Origin of the sequence: Bradyrhizobium sp. SZCCHNRI1009 (assembly GCF_032487575.1) — a bacterium.
Lineage (GTDB): Bacteria > Pseudomonadota > Alphaproteobacteria > Rhizobiales > Xanthobacteraceae > Bradyrhizobium.
This window is the reverse complement of the sequence record NZ_JAUEUL010000035.1, coordinates 1-15311: the sequence shown is the minus strand read 5'-3', so window position 1 is coordinate 15311 and position 15311 is coordinate 1. Positions and strand designations below refer to the sequence as shown.

At 65.6% G+C, this 15311-nt stretch carries 14 protein-coding genes; 3 read left to right on the top strand and 11 right to left on the bottom strand.

All coding sequences use genetic code 11. The features are described from left to right. Position 1: 1 nt before the first annotated feature. The 11 genes from QX010_RS31370 to QX010_RS31320 all read right to left on the bottom strand — a co-directional run bounded on the left by QX010_RS31370 (position 2) and on the right by QX010_RS31320 (position 11342). On the bottom strand, positions 2-1012 hold the full coding sequence (locus QX010_RS31370; RefSeq protein ID WP_315800396.1) for an ABC transporter ATP-binding protein: 1011 nt from the start codon (positions 1010-1012) through the stop codon (positions 2-4). Continuing rightward, on the bottom strand, positions 1005-2117 hold the full coding sequence (locus tag QX010_RS31365) for an ABC transporter ATP-binding protein (RefSeq protein WP_316183473.1): 1113 nt from the start codon (positions 2115-2117) through the stop codon (positions 1005-1007). The genes QX010_RS31370 and QX010_RS31365 overlap by 8 nt, the downstream gene beginning before the upstream one ends. A 4-nt stretch (positions 2118-2121) precedes the next feature. After that, complete coding sequence (locus tag QX010_RS31360) at positions 2122-2340, bottom strand: hypothetical protein (RefSeq protein ID WP_316183472.1); 219 nt, start codon at positions 2338-2340, stop codon at positions 2122-2124. Further along, the gene (locus tag QX010_RS31355; RefSeq protein WP_316183471.1) at positions 2337-3290 is read right to left on the bottom strand and encodes a carbohydrate ABC transporter permease; all 954 of its coding nucleotides are present in this window, start codon (positions 3288-3290) and stop codon (positions 2337-2339) included. The genes QX010_RS31360 and QX010_RS31355 overlap by 4 nt, the downstream gene beginning before the upstream one ends. Beyond that, complete coding sequence (locus tag QX010_RS31350; protein WP_316183470.1) at positions 3287-4249, bottom strand: sugar ABC transporter permease; 963 nt, start codon at positions 4247-4249, stop codon at positions 3287-3289. Before QX010_RS31350 ends, QX010_RS31355 begins: the two co-directional genes overlap by 4 nt. A 124-nt stretch (positions 4250-4373) precedes the next feature. Next, entirely contained in the window at positions 4374-5705 is a 1332-nt protein-coding gene (locus QX010_RS31345) for an ABC transporter substrate-binding protein (RefSeq protein WP_316183469.1), read from the bottom strand. Between the two features lie 331 nt (positions 5706-6036). Continuing rightward, on the bottom strand, positions 6037-6690 hold the full coding sequence (locus tag QX010_RS31340; protein ID WP_316183468.1) for a 4'-phosphopantetheinyl transferase: 654 nt from the start codon (positions 6688-6690) through the stop codon (positions 6037-6039). Positions 6691-7384: 694 nt separating this feature from the next. Next, positions 7385-7555 (bottom strand): hypothetical protein, encoded by a 171-nt coding sequence (locus QX010_RS31335; protein ID WP_315800403.1) that lies wholly within the window; start codon positions 7553-7555, stop codon positions 7385-7387. 45 nt (positions 7556-7600) lie between these two features. After that, positions 7601-8707, bottom strand: coding sequence for a prohibitin family protein (locus QX010_RS31330; protein WP_316183467.1), 1107 nt, complete (start codon positions 8705-8707; stop codon positions 7601-7603). Then, positions 8704-10329 carry a cyclic peptide export ABC transporter gene (locus QX010_RS31325; protein ID WP_315800405.1) on the bottom strand — a complete coding sequence of 542 codons (1626 nt, stop codon included), beginning with the start codon at positions 10327-10329 and terminating at the stop codon, positions 8704-8706. The genes QX010_RS31330 and QX010_RS31325 overlap by 4 nt, the downstream gene beginning before the upstream one ends. 236 nt (positions 10330-10565) lie before the next feature. Beyond that, complete coding sequence (locus QX010_RS31320; RefSeq protein WP_316183466.1) at positions 10566-11342, bottom strand: thioesterase II family protein; 777 nt, start codon at positions 11340-11342, stop codon at positions 10566-10568. Positions 11343-11622: 280 nt separating this feature from the next. Between QX010_RS31320 and QX010_RS31315 the strand changes: the two genes are divergently transcribed. The 3 genes from QX010_RS31315 to QX010_RS31305 form a co-directional block, all read left to right on the top strand. Further along, on the top strand, positions 11623-12174 hold the full coding sequence (locus tag QX010_RS31315; protein ID WP_315800407.1) for a YcjF family protein: 552 nt from the start codon (positions 11623-11625) through the stop codon (positions 12172-12174). A gap of 93 nt (positions 12175-12267) precedes the next feature. Continuing rightward, positions 12268-12495 carry an MbtH family protein gene (locus QX010_RS31310; protein ID WP_315800408.1) on the top strand — a complete coding sequence of 76 codons (228 nt, stop codon included), beginning with the start codon at positions 12268-12270 and terminating at the stop codon, positions 12493-12495. A gap of 6 nt (positions 12496-12501) precedes the next feature. Next, positions 12502-15311 (top strand): amino acid adenylation domain-containing protein (locus QX010_RS31305; RefSeq protein WP_316183465.1); only part of this gene is annotated, 2810 nt, incomplete at its 3' end.

Sequence of the window (15311 nt, the reverse complement as noted above, 5' to 3'; positions counted from 1 at the left end):
TCTATCTCACCCGCTGGCCCGCCCGGTCGAACAGCAGCGGCCGGGTGAACTCGATAGCGACGGAGTCGCCGACTTTCAATTCCGTATCCGGCTCCACCAGGCTGACGATGGTCTGGTCCTGCAGCGTGATATGCAGATGATTCTGATCGCCGAGATGCTCGATCCATTTCACCCGCGCGTCTGCACGGGTCTCGGCGCGCCGGACCGTCATGTGCTCGGTGCGCGCGCCGATCGTCGCGACGTCGCCCGGCATTGCGAGATCCGGGAACAGCCGACGCGGCAGAAGATTGATGCCGGGGCTGCCGAGCCGGGTCGCCACATAGGTATTGTCCGGATCCTCATAGACCTCCCGCGGGCTGCCGACCTGCACCAGACGGCCCTGGTCGATCACGCCGATGCGGTTGGCGAGCGTCATCGCCTCGATCTGGTCGTGGGTGACGTAGAGCATGGTGGCGCCGAGATCCTGCTGGATGCGCTTGAGCTCGATACGCAGCTCCGAACGCAGCTTGGCGTCGAGCGAGGACAGCGGCTCGTCGAGCAATGCAATCGCAGGCCGGCGCACCAGGGCACGGCCGATCGCCACGCGCTGCATCTGGCCGCCCGAGAGCTGAGTGGCGCGATTGCCGAGCTTGTCCTCGATCCGCAGCATCCCCGCGACGTCACGGACGATGCGCTTGATCTCGGCCTCCGCAATCTTGCGCACCGGCGAGCGCAGTGGAAAAGCCAGATTGTCGTACACCGACAGATGCGGATAGAGCGAATATTGCTGGAACACGAAGGTGACGTCGCGCGCGGCCGGCGTCGCCTTGGTCTGGTCGACGCCACCGATGGTGATGCTGCCGCGATCCGGCTGCTCGAGGCCCGCTACCAGGCGCAGCGTCGTGGTCTTGCCGGCACCGGTCGGCCCGAGCAGCACCACGAGCTCGCCATCACGGATGGTCAGCGACAAATCCCGCACCGCCGGCTTTGGGCCGAACGACTTGCTGACGGCGTTGAGCCGCGTCTCAGCCATGATGTCGTCCTCCTCTCACCGGCTGTTCATACAGCGCCGTGCGGACCGCACGGCCCGTGGCGGCGTCGAACAGCGACAGCCGGTCGGCGCGGAAGCTGAGCCCGACCGGCTCCGCACGCGCCACGCGGAGCGCCGCGGGCGCGCGTGCCTTGACGGTGCCGTGCGCCGTCGTGACGGTGATGATCTGGGTGGTGCCGAGATATTCGGTGCCAAACACCTCGCCGCGCAGCCCGCCTTCGGCGCTGAGCGTCACCTGCTCCGGCCGCACGCCGAGAACCAGCTCGTCGCTCCCGGCATCCTCGCGCAGCACGGGCACGCCGATCTCGGCACCGTCGATGCGCACGCAGTTCGTGCCGGCGCCAAGTCGGCCCGCGAAGCGGATGAAGTTCATCGCCGGCGAGCCGATGAAGTCCGCGACGAACATGGTGGCGGGACGGTCGTAGATCTCCTGCGGCGTTCCAAGCTGCTCCACGACGCCGCGATTCATCACCGCGATCTTGTCGGCCATCGACATCGCCTCGAGCTGGTCGTGCGTGACGAACACGGTGGTGGCCTTGAGCCGGTCGTGCAAGGCGCGCAGCTCGCCGCACATGATGTGCCGGAACTCCGCATCGAGCGCGCCGAGCGGCTCGTCCATCAGGAACGCCTTGGGCTCGCGGACGATGGCGCGGCCGAGCGCGACGCGCTGGCGATCGCCGCTCGACAACCCGCTTACCGGACGCTCGATCAGATGGTCGATGCGCAGGATGCGCGCGGCTTCCTCGACCCGCCGCCGGATCTCCGCCTTGGGCACGCCCATCGAGACCAAGGGAAAGGCGATGTTGCTGCGCACGTTCATATGTGGGTAGAGCGCGAACAGCTGGAACACCATGGCGATGTCGCGTTCACGCGCACGGCGGAAGGTGACGTCCTCGCCGCCAAGCCTGATCGTGCCCGAGGTCGGCAGCTCCAGCCCTGCGATCATGCGCAAGGTGGTGGTCTTGCCGCAGCCGGACGGACCGAGCAGGCAGAAGAACTCACCATCAGCGATGGCGAAGCCGGTGCCGCGCACGGCGGCAAAGCCGCCGAACTCCTTGAACAGGTTCTCGATCCGGATCTCGGCCATGGCGTCAGTCCGGAAACTTGGAGACGATGGTGAACATCGCGACACCGGCGAGCGTGGTGATGAAGGAATAGGTGTAGAGCACCAACGCGAACGGCTGCAGCAGCATCAACACGCCGGCGGCAATCAGGATCGTTGCCAACGTCTCCATCGGGCCGCGCCGCAGCGCCCGTGGCCAGCGCGTAGCCACGACATCGGCAGGCCTATTTCGTATCGACCAGCTCATTTGCGCACTGCTCCGAAGGTGATGCCGCGCAACAGGTGCTTCCTCAGCAACACCGTGAACACGACGATCGGGATCAGGAACAGCGTGGTGCCGGCAGCGACCGCCGGCCAGTCCTGGCCGCCCTCGCCGATGATGATCGGAATGAAGGGCGGCGCGGTCTGCGCCGTGCCCGAGGTCAGAAGCACCGCGAAGGCATATTCGTTCCAGGCGAAGATCAGGCAGAAGATCGCGGTGGCGACGATGCCGGTGGTGGCCTGCGGCAGCACGACCTTGAAGAAGGCTTGCAGGCGGGTGTAGCCGTCGACCATCGCCGCCTCCTCGTATTCGCGCGGGATCTCGTCCATGAATCCCTTGAGCAGCCAGACCGCGAGCGAGATGTTGACGGACGTATAGAGCAGGATCATGCCGAGCCGCGTGTCGGACAGGCCGAGCTCGCGATACATCAGGTAGATCGGGATCGCGACCGCGATCGGCGGCATCATCCTTGTCGACAGGATGAAGAACAGGAGATCATCCTTCAGCGGCACCTTGAAGCGCGAGAACGCATAGGCCGCGAGCGTGCCGAGCACGACCGACAGCGCGGTCGAGCCGAATGCGATCACCAGCGAGTTGACGTAGCGCGGGATGTAGTTCGACGGACCCGCGACCACCATGTTGCGGCCGCGCGAGATGCGGTCGCACAGATCGGCCGCCGGCGGCAGCTTGGCCATGTAGTCCGGAGTCTGCCGCGTCCGGGTCGTGAACAGGTTGCAATAGCCCTCCAGGCTCGGCTCAGCGACGAGCTTCGGCGGATAGGCGATCGCATCCGATGGCGACTTGAACCCGGTCATGAAGATCCACAGCAGCGGCACCAGGGTGATCAGCGCATAGGCGATCACCACGGTCGCCGCGATCCGCTTGGTCAGCGGCGAGGGATCGACCACGGAATGGGCGGTTGCGAGACCGGTCATCGGCTTTTCACCCGGTTGAGCGCCTTGACGTAGATGTTGGCGAGGCCGAACACGGTGACGAACAGGATGATCGCGAAGGCCGAGGAATAGCCGGTGCGCCACTTCTCAAAGGCCTCCCGCTTGAGCGTGATCGAGGCGACCTCGGTGGTCGAGCCGGGTCCGCCGCCGGTCAGGAGGTTGACCATGTCGAACATCTTGAAGTTCTCGATGCCGCGGAACAGCACCGCCAGCATGATGAAGGGCAGCGCCATCGGCAGGGTGATCGACCAGAACTGCCGCCACGGCGAGGCGCGGTCGACCTCGGCTGCTTCGTAGATGTAGTCGGGAATCGAGCGCAGACCGGCAAGGCAGATCAGCATCACGTAGGGCGTCCACATCCAGGTGTCGACGATGACGATGGCCCACGGCGCGAGCGGCACTTGCGCCAGCATCTGGAAAGACGATGCCGGCGCGCCGGTCGCGGCAGCGATGACGTAGTTGAAGAGCCCGATCTGCGGCTGGTACAGGAACGTCCAGAAATTGCCGACCACGGCCGGCGACAGCATCATCGGCAGCAGAATCAAGGTGGTCCACAGGCCGTGGCCACGGAACTTCTTGTCGATCAGCCAAGCCAGCGTGAAACCGAGCACGGTCTGGATCAGGATGGTCCAGAACACGAAGCGCGCGGTCACCGTCATCGCCGCCCAGACGTCCGGATCGGTCAGGATCGACTGGTAGTTGGCGAGCCCGACATCGAGCACCGTCGCATTGGGCCGGTTGGCGCGATAATTGGTGAACGACAGCCGGATGGTCCAGATCAGCGGGAAGATGTTGATCGCGAGCAGCAGCAGCATGGTCGGCGTGATGAACAGCCAGGCGATGGCACGCTCGGAGAGGCCACGCACGCGCCGCGCCACGGCGGGCGGCGTCACCAGGGCGGCGCGGTCGACGAGGCTGCTCAGTCCGGTCTGGTCGGTCATGCGAGGGGCTGCTTCACTGGCTGCTTCTGGCTGGCGGTGAGACTGGCTGGTCCGCCCGGCAAGCCGAAGCTCGCCGGAGGGATCGTCGTGGCGCGTCCCGCTTGCACGCGAGATGCCGCTTCCATCAGAGCTTGCCGTCCTCCTTGAACACCTTGGTCCAGTCGGCGATCAGCCCGTCGAGCGCGCCCTTGGCGGTGCCCTGGTCGGCGACGACATAGTCGTGGACGCGCTTCTGCATCGCCAGCAGGAGCTGGGCGTAGGACGGCTCGGCCCAGAAATCGACCACCTGGTCCATCGCCACCAGGAAGTCGGCGGCGAACGGCGCGGTGTTCTTGAAGTTGGGATCGTTGAGCACGCCCTTGTGGCAGCTGTAGCCGCCGAGCGCCCACCACTTCTTCTGGGTGTCGAGCGAGGCGAACCACTTGATGTAGGCCAACGCCTCGGCGCGGTTCGGCGAATAGGCCACCACCGAGATGCCCTGCCCGCCGAGCTGCGAGCCCTTCTCCTTCTGCGCGGGGTTGACGAAGAAACCGATCTTGTCGCCGCCGACATTGGGGTCCTTGTAGAGGCCCGGGAAGAAGGCGAACCAGTTCATCTGCAGCGCGACCTGGCCGGACTTGAAGGCATCCAGGCCCTCCTGCATGTAGCCGTTGGAATAGCCGGGCGGCGTGCAGCACTTGTACAGCGCCTTGTAGAATTCGAGGCCCTTCACCGCGTCGTCGGAGTTGACGAAGCCCTGCATGTCATACGGCTTCTTCGGGTTCTGATACTTGAAGCCGAACGGATAGAGCGCGTTGGTGACGCCCATGGTGATGCCTTCCGAGCCGCGCTCGGTGAAGATCGCCGCGCCGTAAACGGTCTTGCCGTCGATCACCCGCTTCTGGAAGAACTCGGCGATGTCCTTCAGCTCTTCCTGCGTTTTCGGCACCCCGAGCTCGCGGCCGAACTTCTTCTTGAACTCCTCGCGGATCTCCGGCCGCGCGAACCAGTCCTTGCGGTAGGTCCAGCCGTTGGCGTCGCCCATCGCCGGCAGCGCCCAGTAGTTCGGCGAGCCCTTCGGCCACTCGGCGTAGCCGGCGACGGTGGCGGGCATGAAGTCGGAGATCTTGATGCCTTCCTTGTCGAAGAACTCGTTGAGCTTGACGTATTGGCCGTTCTCGGCGGCGCCGCCGATCCACTGGGAGTCGCCGATCATCAGATCGCACAGCTTGCCCTTGGAATTGAGCTCGTTGAGCATGCGGTCGGCGAAGTTCGGCCACGGCACGAACTCGAACTTCATGTTGACGCCGGTCTTGGCGGTGAAGTCCTTGGACAGCTCGACCAGCGCGTTGGCCGGATCCCAGGCGGCCCAGCACAAGGTGATCGTCTTTCCCTCGGCGCGTGCCGGCGCGGACGCGCCGAGCACTGTCGCGGCGGCGACCGTCGCCGTCAGTGCAAATGTCTGCAGCAACTTCATCTGGCACTCCCTCCCTGTTGGCGCCGCCCTGCCTTTGCGCTGATGACGGCGGTGTGTGGCTCGCGGCGAAAGGCGCCGTCACAACGACAACGCGAGCCGCAAGCGTTTCCTCATGGTCCCGGATCGATTGTCCGAGTTAAGTATTTTGTTTAGTAGATTGCGAACGACTAAACATGTCAAGCGCATTTCCTCGCAATTCGCAGCGCATCATGTTTAGCGACTGCGGTAAGCAGCTCATCGGATGAAGATTTCCTGAGATCGCGCCCCCACAGCTTTCCGGCGCGGCGGCAACGACAACGGCCCACCCCAACCCCAGGCTGCGTTCGCGCCATCAGGCCTGCGCGAGCGTCACGCCGCAGCTCACCCGGCCGTCAGCGATAAAGAAACGTCCGGCGAGACGAGCAACCGCGGCCGGCCAGTCCTCTTTCATGACACGCGCCTCGAACGTGCCCGCCGGCCATGCGATCGCGAGCTCGACATCCTGGAAATCCAGGAAGCCGCGCGTGAGCGGGTACTGGCATTTGTAGTAGGCTTCCTTGGCGCTGAAGATCACGATCGGCAGCATCGGCTGCAGCGCATCGGGCTGGGCGCGAAGCCATCGCCGCTCGGCCGGCGTGAGCACGAGATCGCGCATCGACGGATCGAGCTCGCGCAGGTCCTCGACATCCAGTCCAAGCGACGGGACATCCCTGCTTCGGGCCACGGCAACAGCGCAGTAGTCGGCGCAATGGGAGATGCTTCCCGCATAGCCCGGCGGCCACACGGGCGCGCGATCCGGCGTCGGAACGAGCGCGACCGGCGAAGCTCCGAGCGACGCCAGCGCCCTGCGCGCCAGGATCCGCGCGGTCGCGAACTCGGCGCGCCGCTTGGCGACCGCGGCCTGGATATGCGCGCGCTCTTCGGGAAACAGCTCATCCTCCGCCAGCGAGAGGCTCGATGCCGCAACCACGACCGGACCGTCAAACAGCTCTGCAATCGCCTTCATCGCCAACTCTGCACGCGCGCTGCCTCTCTTGCGGACCGGCCCTGACCAACACGGATCGGCTGGCCGCCACTCTACACGACGCGGCTGCTCCGAAACCGATCTCGAACGATTCCACATGACATCGCGATCTCGCGGCGTGTTTCGCCCGAGCTTTGCTTCCGTTCGTCCTCCTCTCCAGCGAGAAGAGGCGCAAGGAAGGCCGGGAGCCTGCCGCCCCCATGGCCCCCGTGCGGAAAGAATGCACGGGGCAGGAACCACAGGTTCGGCTGGGACATCCCGGCCTTCCCTGCGCGATGGTTTGACGGCTTATACGTGATCTCCCCGGGGACCGGCTTGATTGCCCCCGTCGCCGACGGATCATCATGACCGCCGACTTGGCGCCAGCTTCGGGGCGCCAGGACCACACGATTTCGCCGTCGCATCGTTCCGTTCGTCCGCGCAATCGAGATCACGCTGCGGACCGACACGCCCATCGCATCCCCGGCTCGACGTTCGTGACGATCGCGAAACGTCCCTCTTCAGCGAGCCGGGATGCGCGGAAATGTGGAGGTGATTTGCCCGACGGTGCAAGTGATAAGTGCGCGACAAACTGGCACGACGGGCAGTTTGGACATGACACGCATGCGGCAACTGCCCGTCGGGTGCAGGACCTTGATCGCCGAGGCAGCGGCGCGCCGCGCGGGCCCGACTCGGATCAGGCCGGCCGCCGGCCGCCGCCCAGCAGGAACAGCGCCGGCAGCATCAGCACGGGGCTGAGAATGGCCGACAGAAACACGCAGCCCCAGAAGCCCATGCGGGAGTCGCGGCCGAAATAGCCGCTCAACAGGCACAGCAGCACATAGATGATGATGACGAAGGCAGACATCAGGCGATGCTCCTCATGCTGGCGAAAACGGTGGGCGGCGCGGAGCTAGCGGGCATTCTGCACCGGAGCCGCCGGAATGGGAGATCCCTGCCGTACCGGCGCGGGCGGCGTCCCGAGGGGAGTCATGCGGGCCTGTCCTGGCAGGTCGACGCCGCTCGGATTCTCCAGGACGTCCCGCGGCGGCTGTTGGATCTTGGGGAAGCTGAGCTTGGTGCTGTCGAAGTCCATGATCGAGGGGTTCGGCGCTGTGGCACTGCCTGACGAGATATCCGAGCCCAGGATGAGCGGCATCTGATTGGCGCCGCCGCCGACCACGACGACCTTGCTGTTGTTGGAGCGGGCGAGGTCCAGCGTTGCCTGGATGCCGGTCCAGGTCAGCACGTCCTTCGACAGCGACCGCGACACCGTCGCATAGTAATTCTCCAGGCCGATGGCCTCGATGCGCTGGCGCTCGGCCTCCGAGCGGGCCCGTGCAAGGATGAACTCATAGGATGCGGCGTACTGCTCCTGCGTCAGCTTGTCCTCGATCGCCTTGCGCATCCCGTCGGGAAGCATCACCCGGGTCACGACCATGTCGTCATAGAGCAGGATCGTGCTCTTGGGCTCGCCGCGCAGGGCGTCCAGCATCTGGCCGGTCAGGAGCTCGCTGTCGAGCGTGTAGAGGCGATGGCTGTCGAACTTGCCGATCACGCGCCTGATGACGCCGAGTGCCACCGGCATGACCAGGCGATTGACGTAGTCGGTGCCGACCTCCTTCAGGAGCCGGGGCGCGGAGTTGGCATCGACGTGGAAGATGAGGTTGGCCTTGACGTCGACGCGCAGGCCTTCGAGGCTGAGCGCCTCGACGTCGAGCGCCAGCGACTGGACGCGCGTCTCGAACAGATACATCCTGTTCCAGGGCAGCTTGAGCGCCAGCCCCTCGCGATAGACGTCGTTGATGACGGTGCCGCCGCCGAGCAGGCTGTAAAGCACACCGACATGGCCTGCGGGAACCACGACGATCACGGTCCGCCACAGCAACAGGACCAGCAGGCCGGCGAAGGCGATGGTGCCGACGACATAGGCTTCGACGCGATCGCGCAATCTGCCGCGCGTCGGCCTGAGCGGAGACGGCGAGTTGCGAAGGCTGCGATCGGGATAGGCCACGCTCATGTCAAAGCCTCGGCTTGCTCGAGCCGGCCGTCCCGCATCGTGAGAACGCGATCGCCCATCGAGAAATAGCGATCATCGTGGCTGATGACGATAACGGCCTTGCCGCGAGCCCGCAAGTCGGGAAGGATTTCGGTATAGAAGCGGTGCCGGAACGACGGATCCTGATCGGCGCCGACCTCGTCCAACAGGTAGATCGGCCGGTCCTCGAGCAAGGCAACGATCAGCGCCAGCCGCTTGCGCTGTCCGGTCGACAGATCGAGCTGGGTGAAGCCGCCGTCGCGAAACGCCGTCTTCTCGGCCAGTCCGAAGTCGGCCACCATGGCATTCACCTTGGCCGGATCGATCGTGCGCGCGCCGTAGAAGCGATCAAACAAATGGAAGTCGGCGAAGACACAGGAGAACAACTGGCGATATTTGCCGCGCAGGGCATGGTCCACCGGCTCGCCGTCCCACAGGATGACACCGCCCGCGGGGTCATAGAGGCCGGTGAGCAGGCGCATCAGGGTCGACTTGCCGCTGCCATTGCCGCCGATCAGGTAGGTGATCTGCCCGGGTCGAACGACGAGGTCGCACGGCCCGAGCGTGAAGCTGGGCTTGCCGTCGCGGCCGGTGTGCGAATAGGTGATCGCGCGCAGCTCGACCCGCTCGAACACCTGATGCGCGGCATCGGGTGACGGCTCGGGCTCACGTGCGGCGGCCAGCAGCCGCTTCTCCATATCCAGGAGATGCTCCATCGACAGGTTGGCGCGCGCCAGCACCGCGGCCGAGCGCAGCACGTTGTCGAGCGACGATAGCATGAACAGCACGGTATAGAGCACCTGGAGCACCGTGCGGTGCTCCTTGATGTAGCCCGGCAGGATGAAGACCACCGCGGCGAGCAGGCTGTAGAAGCCGATATAGGAGATGCTCATGCCGGAGGCGATGTGGTCCATCGCGACCGTATTCTTGACGTCGATCTGCTCGGACGCCGGCAGCAGATGATCCTGCTCCAGGTCGTAACCGCGCGCGGCGTTCTGACGCACCTCTTTGAAGCCGTGCAGCAGATGGCCCATCAGGTCGAGGAACCGCGTCTCCTGCGCGCTCGCGGCGACCAGGGCCGCCCGCGAGCCACGCTGGCTGTAGCGGTAGAAATACACGGTCACGACGAAGGCGAACACCAGCAGCGTGATCGCGAACAGCGACAGGTAGGCGATGTAGGCGCCGAGCAGCAGGAACGTCATCGCCGAGATGATCCCGGTGACGATCTGCGGCGCGGCGTCGGAGATCAGGATGGTCTCGCGCGCGACCACGTCATAGATCCGGTCGACGCCGGTGTGCTCCAGCGCCTCGAGCTCGATCCGCCGGACCAGCAGCACGTAGTTGTCACGGATCTGGCGCAGGATGGCCTCGCTGAGGGCCGTGACCATGCGCATGGAGTAGCGGTGCGAGCCGATCACGAGCGCCGCCAGGACCAGGAACAGCAGCACCATCTCCAGCGCCGGCCCGTCGCTCGACTCCGGCGCGGTGGCCGTGTTGGTGACGACCATCAGCGCGCCCATGGCGAAGCTGGTCAGCACCATGCCTGCGATCAGGCGAAAGCGGATGGGACCCGCGGATGCGAGGACGAAGCGTATCAGGTCCAAGGTTCAAACCGCCTTCTGTCCACGCTGAAATCCCTCAAGGCCCCGATGCCGACGGCGGGCGCAGCACTCCGCCACAAAACAGCGCCGGCGATCACGACGAAGCTCGTCCGGCACATCGGGCAACATCGAATCCTGCTGCAACGTGTTTGATCACAACCAGCGTCCAGGGCAAAGAGGGCACGGCAAGGCTGACAAATAAACCAATCGGACAATACGCAACCTGATCGAACTGCGGCTCAGGACGGCTCCGCGACGAAGCGGTCGGCCAGCAGCTCCGACAGCACCGCCTCAGCACGATCGGACAAATAGAAGTGCCCGCCCGGAAAATCGCAGCGGCGAACCGGCCGGAGTGAGACACGATCCCATCCTGCGATCCGCTCATCCGCCGTCTGCGGGTCATCGCGTCCGCGCATGACGGTGAGATCGATGTCGAGCGGATCGGGCGATGGAATGCGATAGCCGAGCACGGACGCGAAATCGGCGCGCAGCGCCGGCGCGATCAGCTCGCGTAATTCCGCGACCTCCATCACGGCCGGCGGAATGCCGCCGTAGCGGCGATCGACGGCGATCAGAAACTCATCATCGGCCAGCGTCATGAAACCGGTATCTTGCATTGCAAGATCGGGGGATTCCCGGCCGGAGACCGCCAGACGGAGCTCGGGCGCATATTCCGCACGGCGAAGTCCCCGAGCCGCTTCGAGCGCCAGCAGCGCGCCCATGCTGTGGCCGAACAGCACGGTCGGCAGATCCGGCCTGGCGAGCAGCGCGCGGACGACGTCCTCGGCGGACTCCACGATGTCGCGACGCGGCTCCTCGCCAAGGCGCGTCTCCCGACCTGGAAGCTGGACCGCCAGCACCTCGACATCGGGCGGCGCCAGATCGGGCCAACGCCGATAGAATGACGCGCCGCCTCCTGCCGGCCCGAAGCAGACCAGCCGGCGGCGGGCCGCAGGTCTCGGCTTGAAACAAAGAAGCCACTCATCAGCAAACGAATGCTGCCAGCGATCAGGCATCGATCAACCCACTTCAAATTTGTCGCATATTATCATGACAGGCCGATGCTGCCGCACCTCCAGATGCGGCCGCGCCGACGATGCTCACAGGACAATCGAGGGGATTCCCATGAATCCGCACCTCATTGTGCATTGCCCGCACCTCTCAGCCCCCTGCGGCGTTGCTACGTCCTGATAAGTCTAAGCTTCTTTTGATCGGTCTCTCGACATCCGTATCAATCACCTGGGCATTATCTGGTGACAGTCCGCGAGAAGCGAGCGGACGGCCCTTCCAAGGGAGGTGGAAGGATGGTACCTTTCAACTAATAATTGGGAATCAATCATCATGACAAATTTGGCTGCTAGCGACCAAGCTGTTTCCCCCGCCCCCGTGTCCCCCGAGCATCACAAGCAGGCGCTGGCGATCGTCAAGCGCAACGCCGGGTTTGGTGCCATCACCGGACTCATCCCTTTGCCTTTGCTCGATGTTTTCGCGCTGACAGGTATTCAGATCAAGATGATCAGCGAGCTCGCCGAGGTCTATGAAATTCCGTTCAACGAGAACGCCGTGAAGTCGTACGTGGCCGCCTTGATTGGCGGCATCGTGCCGGTCAGCCCGCTGTCCGGCGTCGCGATCCGCGCGGCCCGCTACGTTCCGTTCATCGGTCCACTGCTCGGCATCGCCGTCGTGCCGGCATTCGCCTCGGCGCTCACCTGGGCCATCGGCCGGGTCTTCGTCAATCATTTCGAAAAGGGCGGAGATCTGTTGTCGGTCGATCTCGAGACGATGAAGGAGCAGGTCAAGCGCGGATTGACCCGCAAGGGTACGACCGCCGAGACGGCGACCGCTTAAGCCGCTTGCACACGGCCGCCTGCTGCGGCCGCTGATCTGCATCACCCGTACCGCGCGGTTCAGGGAACGCCGTTCTATGCCCTTGGTGTCGACATGGTGAATGTATTCGACGACGAGAACACCGTCTTCGTCGTGCTGGTCAACGACGAGGAGCAGTATTCGCTCTGGCCGCAATTCAAGGACATCCCGACTGGATGGCGGCAGACCGGACCGACGGGCGGCAAAGCGGAATGCCTCGCGTTCATCGAGGGTGCCTGGACCGACATGCGGCCGCTCAGTCTCCGCCGCCAGCGAGATGCCGCCGACCCGTCTGCAGCGTGACGCATCGTGAACGATCGATGGGATCCATCCCGCGCAGAATCGGAGCGCCTGCCGGCTGAGGACAGCCCGATCGAGACTCCGGCCGCCGGCAACGGCGACGAACTCCAGCGCAAGCGGCAACTCGCGGCCGAGCTGTTGCGCCGACGCGGGACCGAGGCGGCTCATCATCCCCTGTCGTATGGGCAGCAGGCGCTGTGGTTCCTGCATCAGCTGGATGCCACCAGCACCGCCTATCACGTCGCATTTCCCATCCGGCTTCGCGGTGCGGTCGATGTCGCAGCGCTGCGGCAGGCCATGCAGGATGTGATCGAGCGCCACCCTGCCCTGCGCGCCACCTTCGCCTGGCGTGGCGGGACGCCGATCCAGACCGTCTCGCCGCGCGCGGCCGAGCTGCGCCACGTGCAGGTCGCAGACCCGGCTGAGCTCGATCGGGCGGTGCAGGACGCCTACGAAGAACCGTTCGACTTCGAGCGCGGCCCGCTGTTCCGGGCGGTGCTCATCAGCCGCGGACGCGAGGATCACGTCCTGCTGCCGCTGGCTCATCACATCGTCATCGATGGCCAGTCGATCGTCATCCTGCTCGACGAAATCGGACGCAGCTATCAGGCGCGGGCCCGCGGCGAGGTCCCTCAGCTCCCTCGCGTGGAGCGCAGCTATGCGGATTTCGTGCGCTGGCAGCGCACGATGCTCAGCGGGGCGCGCGGCGAGCAGCTGTGGTCGTACTGGCAGTGGCTGCTGTCCGGCGAGCTTCCCGTGCTCGACCTGCCGCTCGATCATCCGCGGCCGGCGCAGCGCCGCCAGCGCGGCGAGCAGATCGACCTCGCCATCGCGCCGGAGCTGCTTGTACGGCTCAAGGCGCTGGCGCGACGCCACGAGACCACGCTGTCCGTCGTGCTGCTCGCCGCCTACAGCCTGCTGCTGCACCGGTTGAGCGGGCAGGACGACATCCTGCTGGGCGCGGTGGTGGCCGGGCGCACCCAGCCGGCCTTCGATCCGACGGTGGGCTATTTCGTCAACACGGTCGTGCATCGCACCCGCCTGGTGGACGGCCAGAGCCTCGCCGCCTTTCTCGACGCCACGAGACGGGCGGCCGCCGAAGCGGCGGAGCATCAGGACTACCCATTCGCGGTGCTCGCTCAGCGGCTGCAGACGCAGCGCGATCCGGCGCGGACCCCTGTCTACGAGGCTTGCTTCAACTTCCTGCAGTTGCGCGGACAGCATGCCGTCCAAGGGCTCATCGCGCCGCTGGCGGATGACGGCTGGAGCACGTGGGGCGGGCTGGCAGCGCGCGTCTACCAGTTTCCGCAGCAGCTCGGGCAGTTCGATTTCGTGCTCGAGCTGTATGAGGCGAACGAGGCGCTGTTCGGCAATTTCAAGTTCAATCCGGATCTGTTTGCCCGGACGACGGTTGCGCATTGGGCCGGCGCGTTCGAGATGCTGCTGCGCGGGCTCGCCGATGACCCCGCAATCCCGGCGGCACGGCTGGCGCTGGCCGCCCCCGATCTGGCGCGGGCCGATGGTCCCGGCGCGCCCCCCTGTCTCACGGCGGTCGCGCCGCGCGAAACGCTTGCCACGCGGTTCGCGGCCGAGGTCCGCCGCATCCCCGACGCGATTGCCATTCGCACCGACGACCATACGCTCACCTATCGCGATCTCGACCGCCGCGCCAACGCGCTCGCGCACGACCTGATCGCGGCCGGGGTCCGGCCGCAGGACCCGATCGCGCTGCTGTTCGCCTGCTCATCCGAATTCGTCATTGCCGTGCTGGCGGTGCTGAAGGCCGGCGCGACCTATGTTCCGCTGGAGCCGGGCCAGCCGAGGGATCGGCGCGATTTCATCCTGCGCGAGACCGGCGCCCGCTTTGCCCTGGCCGCGCCCGCGCTCGTGGCCGAGCTTGCCGGCCATGGCGGCCTCGGCATTCTTTCACCTCGTCCCGACGCCTTCGATGATCGGGATCCCGGCGTCGCCGGCGCGGCCGATGATCTTGCCTATGTCATGTTCACGTCGGGCTCGACCGGCCATCCCAAAGGCGTCGGCATCAGCCATCGCAACATCCTCTCGCTCGCGGACGACCCGGTCTGGCACGACGACGGACCGCAGACGATCCTGCTGCATTCCAATCCCGCCTTCGATGCCAGCACCTTCGAGCTGTTCGTGCCGCTGCTCCACGGCCACACGATCGCGATCGGACCAACCGGCGCATTCGACGCGCGCCGGCTGGCCACGGCCATCCGTCAGCATGGCGTCACGCGCCTGTTCCTGACCTATCAACTGTTCGCAGCGATCGCGGAGGAGCATCCCGACTGCTTCGACGGGGTGCACGAGGTGCTGACGGGTGGCGAGACCGTGTCGCCGGATGTCGTGCGCCGCGTGCTCGAATACAGCCGCACGGTGGTCTCCAACGCGTATGGTCCGACGGAGACCACGACCTTCGTCACGCGGCATGCTCTGTCTGACGTGGCCGCGATCACGTCACCCCTTCCGCTCGGGCGCACTCTTGCCAATCGCTCCGTCGTCATTCTCGATGACGCCCTCAATCCGCTGCCGCCGGGCGTCGTGGGCGAAGTCTATGTCGCGGGCGCGAGCTTGGCACGGGGCTACATCAATCGTCCCGGATTGACGGCGGAGCGCTTCATCGCCGATCCATTCGGACCGCCGGGCACCCGGCTGTACCGCACCGGCGATCGCGCCCGCTGGCGCGCCGACGGCACGCTCGAGTTCCTGGGACGCGCCGACCATCAGGTCAAGATCCGCGGCTTCCGCATCGAGCCCGGCGAGGTCGAGAGCGCGCTGCGCCGTCACGACGGCGTCGCTGC

Excerpts from the sequence above, each read along its gene's own strand:
- QX010_RS31310 (WP_315800408.1), top strand. The coding sequence starts at position 12,268 with ATGGTGAATGTATTCGACGACGAGAACACCGTCTTCGTCGTGCTGGTC.
- QX010_RS31320 (WP_316183466.1), bottom strand. The coding sequence starts at position 11,342 with ATGCCTGATCGCTGGCAGCATTCGTTTGCTGATGAGTGGCTTCTTTGT.
- QX010_RS31360 (WP_316183472.1), bottom strand. The coding sequence starts at position 2,340 with ATGAGCTGGTCGATACGAAATAGGCCTGCCGATGTCGTGGCTACGCGC.
- QX010_RS31345 (WP_316183469.1), bottom strand. The coding sequence starts at position 5,705 with ATGAAGTTGCTGCAGACATTTGCACTGACGGCGACGGTCGCCGCCGCG.
- QX010_RS31350 (WP_316183470.1), bottom strand. The coding sequence starts at position 4,249 with ATGACCGACCAGACCGGACTGAGCAGCCTCGTCGACCGCGCCGCCCTG.
- QX010_RS31355 (WP_316183471.1), bottom strand. The coding sequence starts at position 3,290 with ATGACCGGTCTCGCAACCGCCCATTCCGTGGTCGATCCCTCGCCGCTG.
- QX010_RS31330 (WP_316183467.1), bottom strand. The coding sequence starts at position 8,707 with ATGAGCGTGGCCTATCCCGATCGCAGCCTTCGCAACTCGCCGTCTCCG.
- QX010_RS31365 (WP_316183473.1), bottom strand. The coding sequence starts at position 2,117 with ATGGCCGAGATCCGGATCGAGAACCTGTTCAAGGAGTTCGGCGGCTTT.
- QX010_RS31340 (WP_316183468.1), bottom strand. The coding sequence starts at position 6,690 with ATGAAGGCGATTGCAGAGCTGTTTGACGGTCCGGTCGTGGTTGCGGCA.
- QX010_RS31335 (WP_315800403.1), bottom strand. The coding sequence starts at position 7,555 with ATGTCTGCCTTCGTCATCATCATCTATGTGCTGCTGTGCCTGTTGAGC.
- QX010_RS31370 (WP_315800396.1), bottom strand. The coding sequence starts at position 1,012 with ATGGCTGAGACGCGGCTCAACGCCGTCAGCAAGTCGTTCGGCCCAAAG.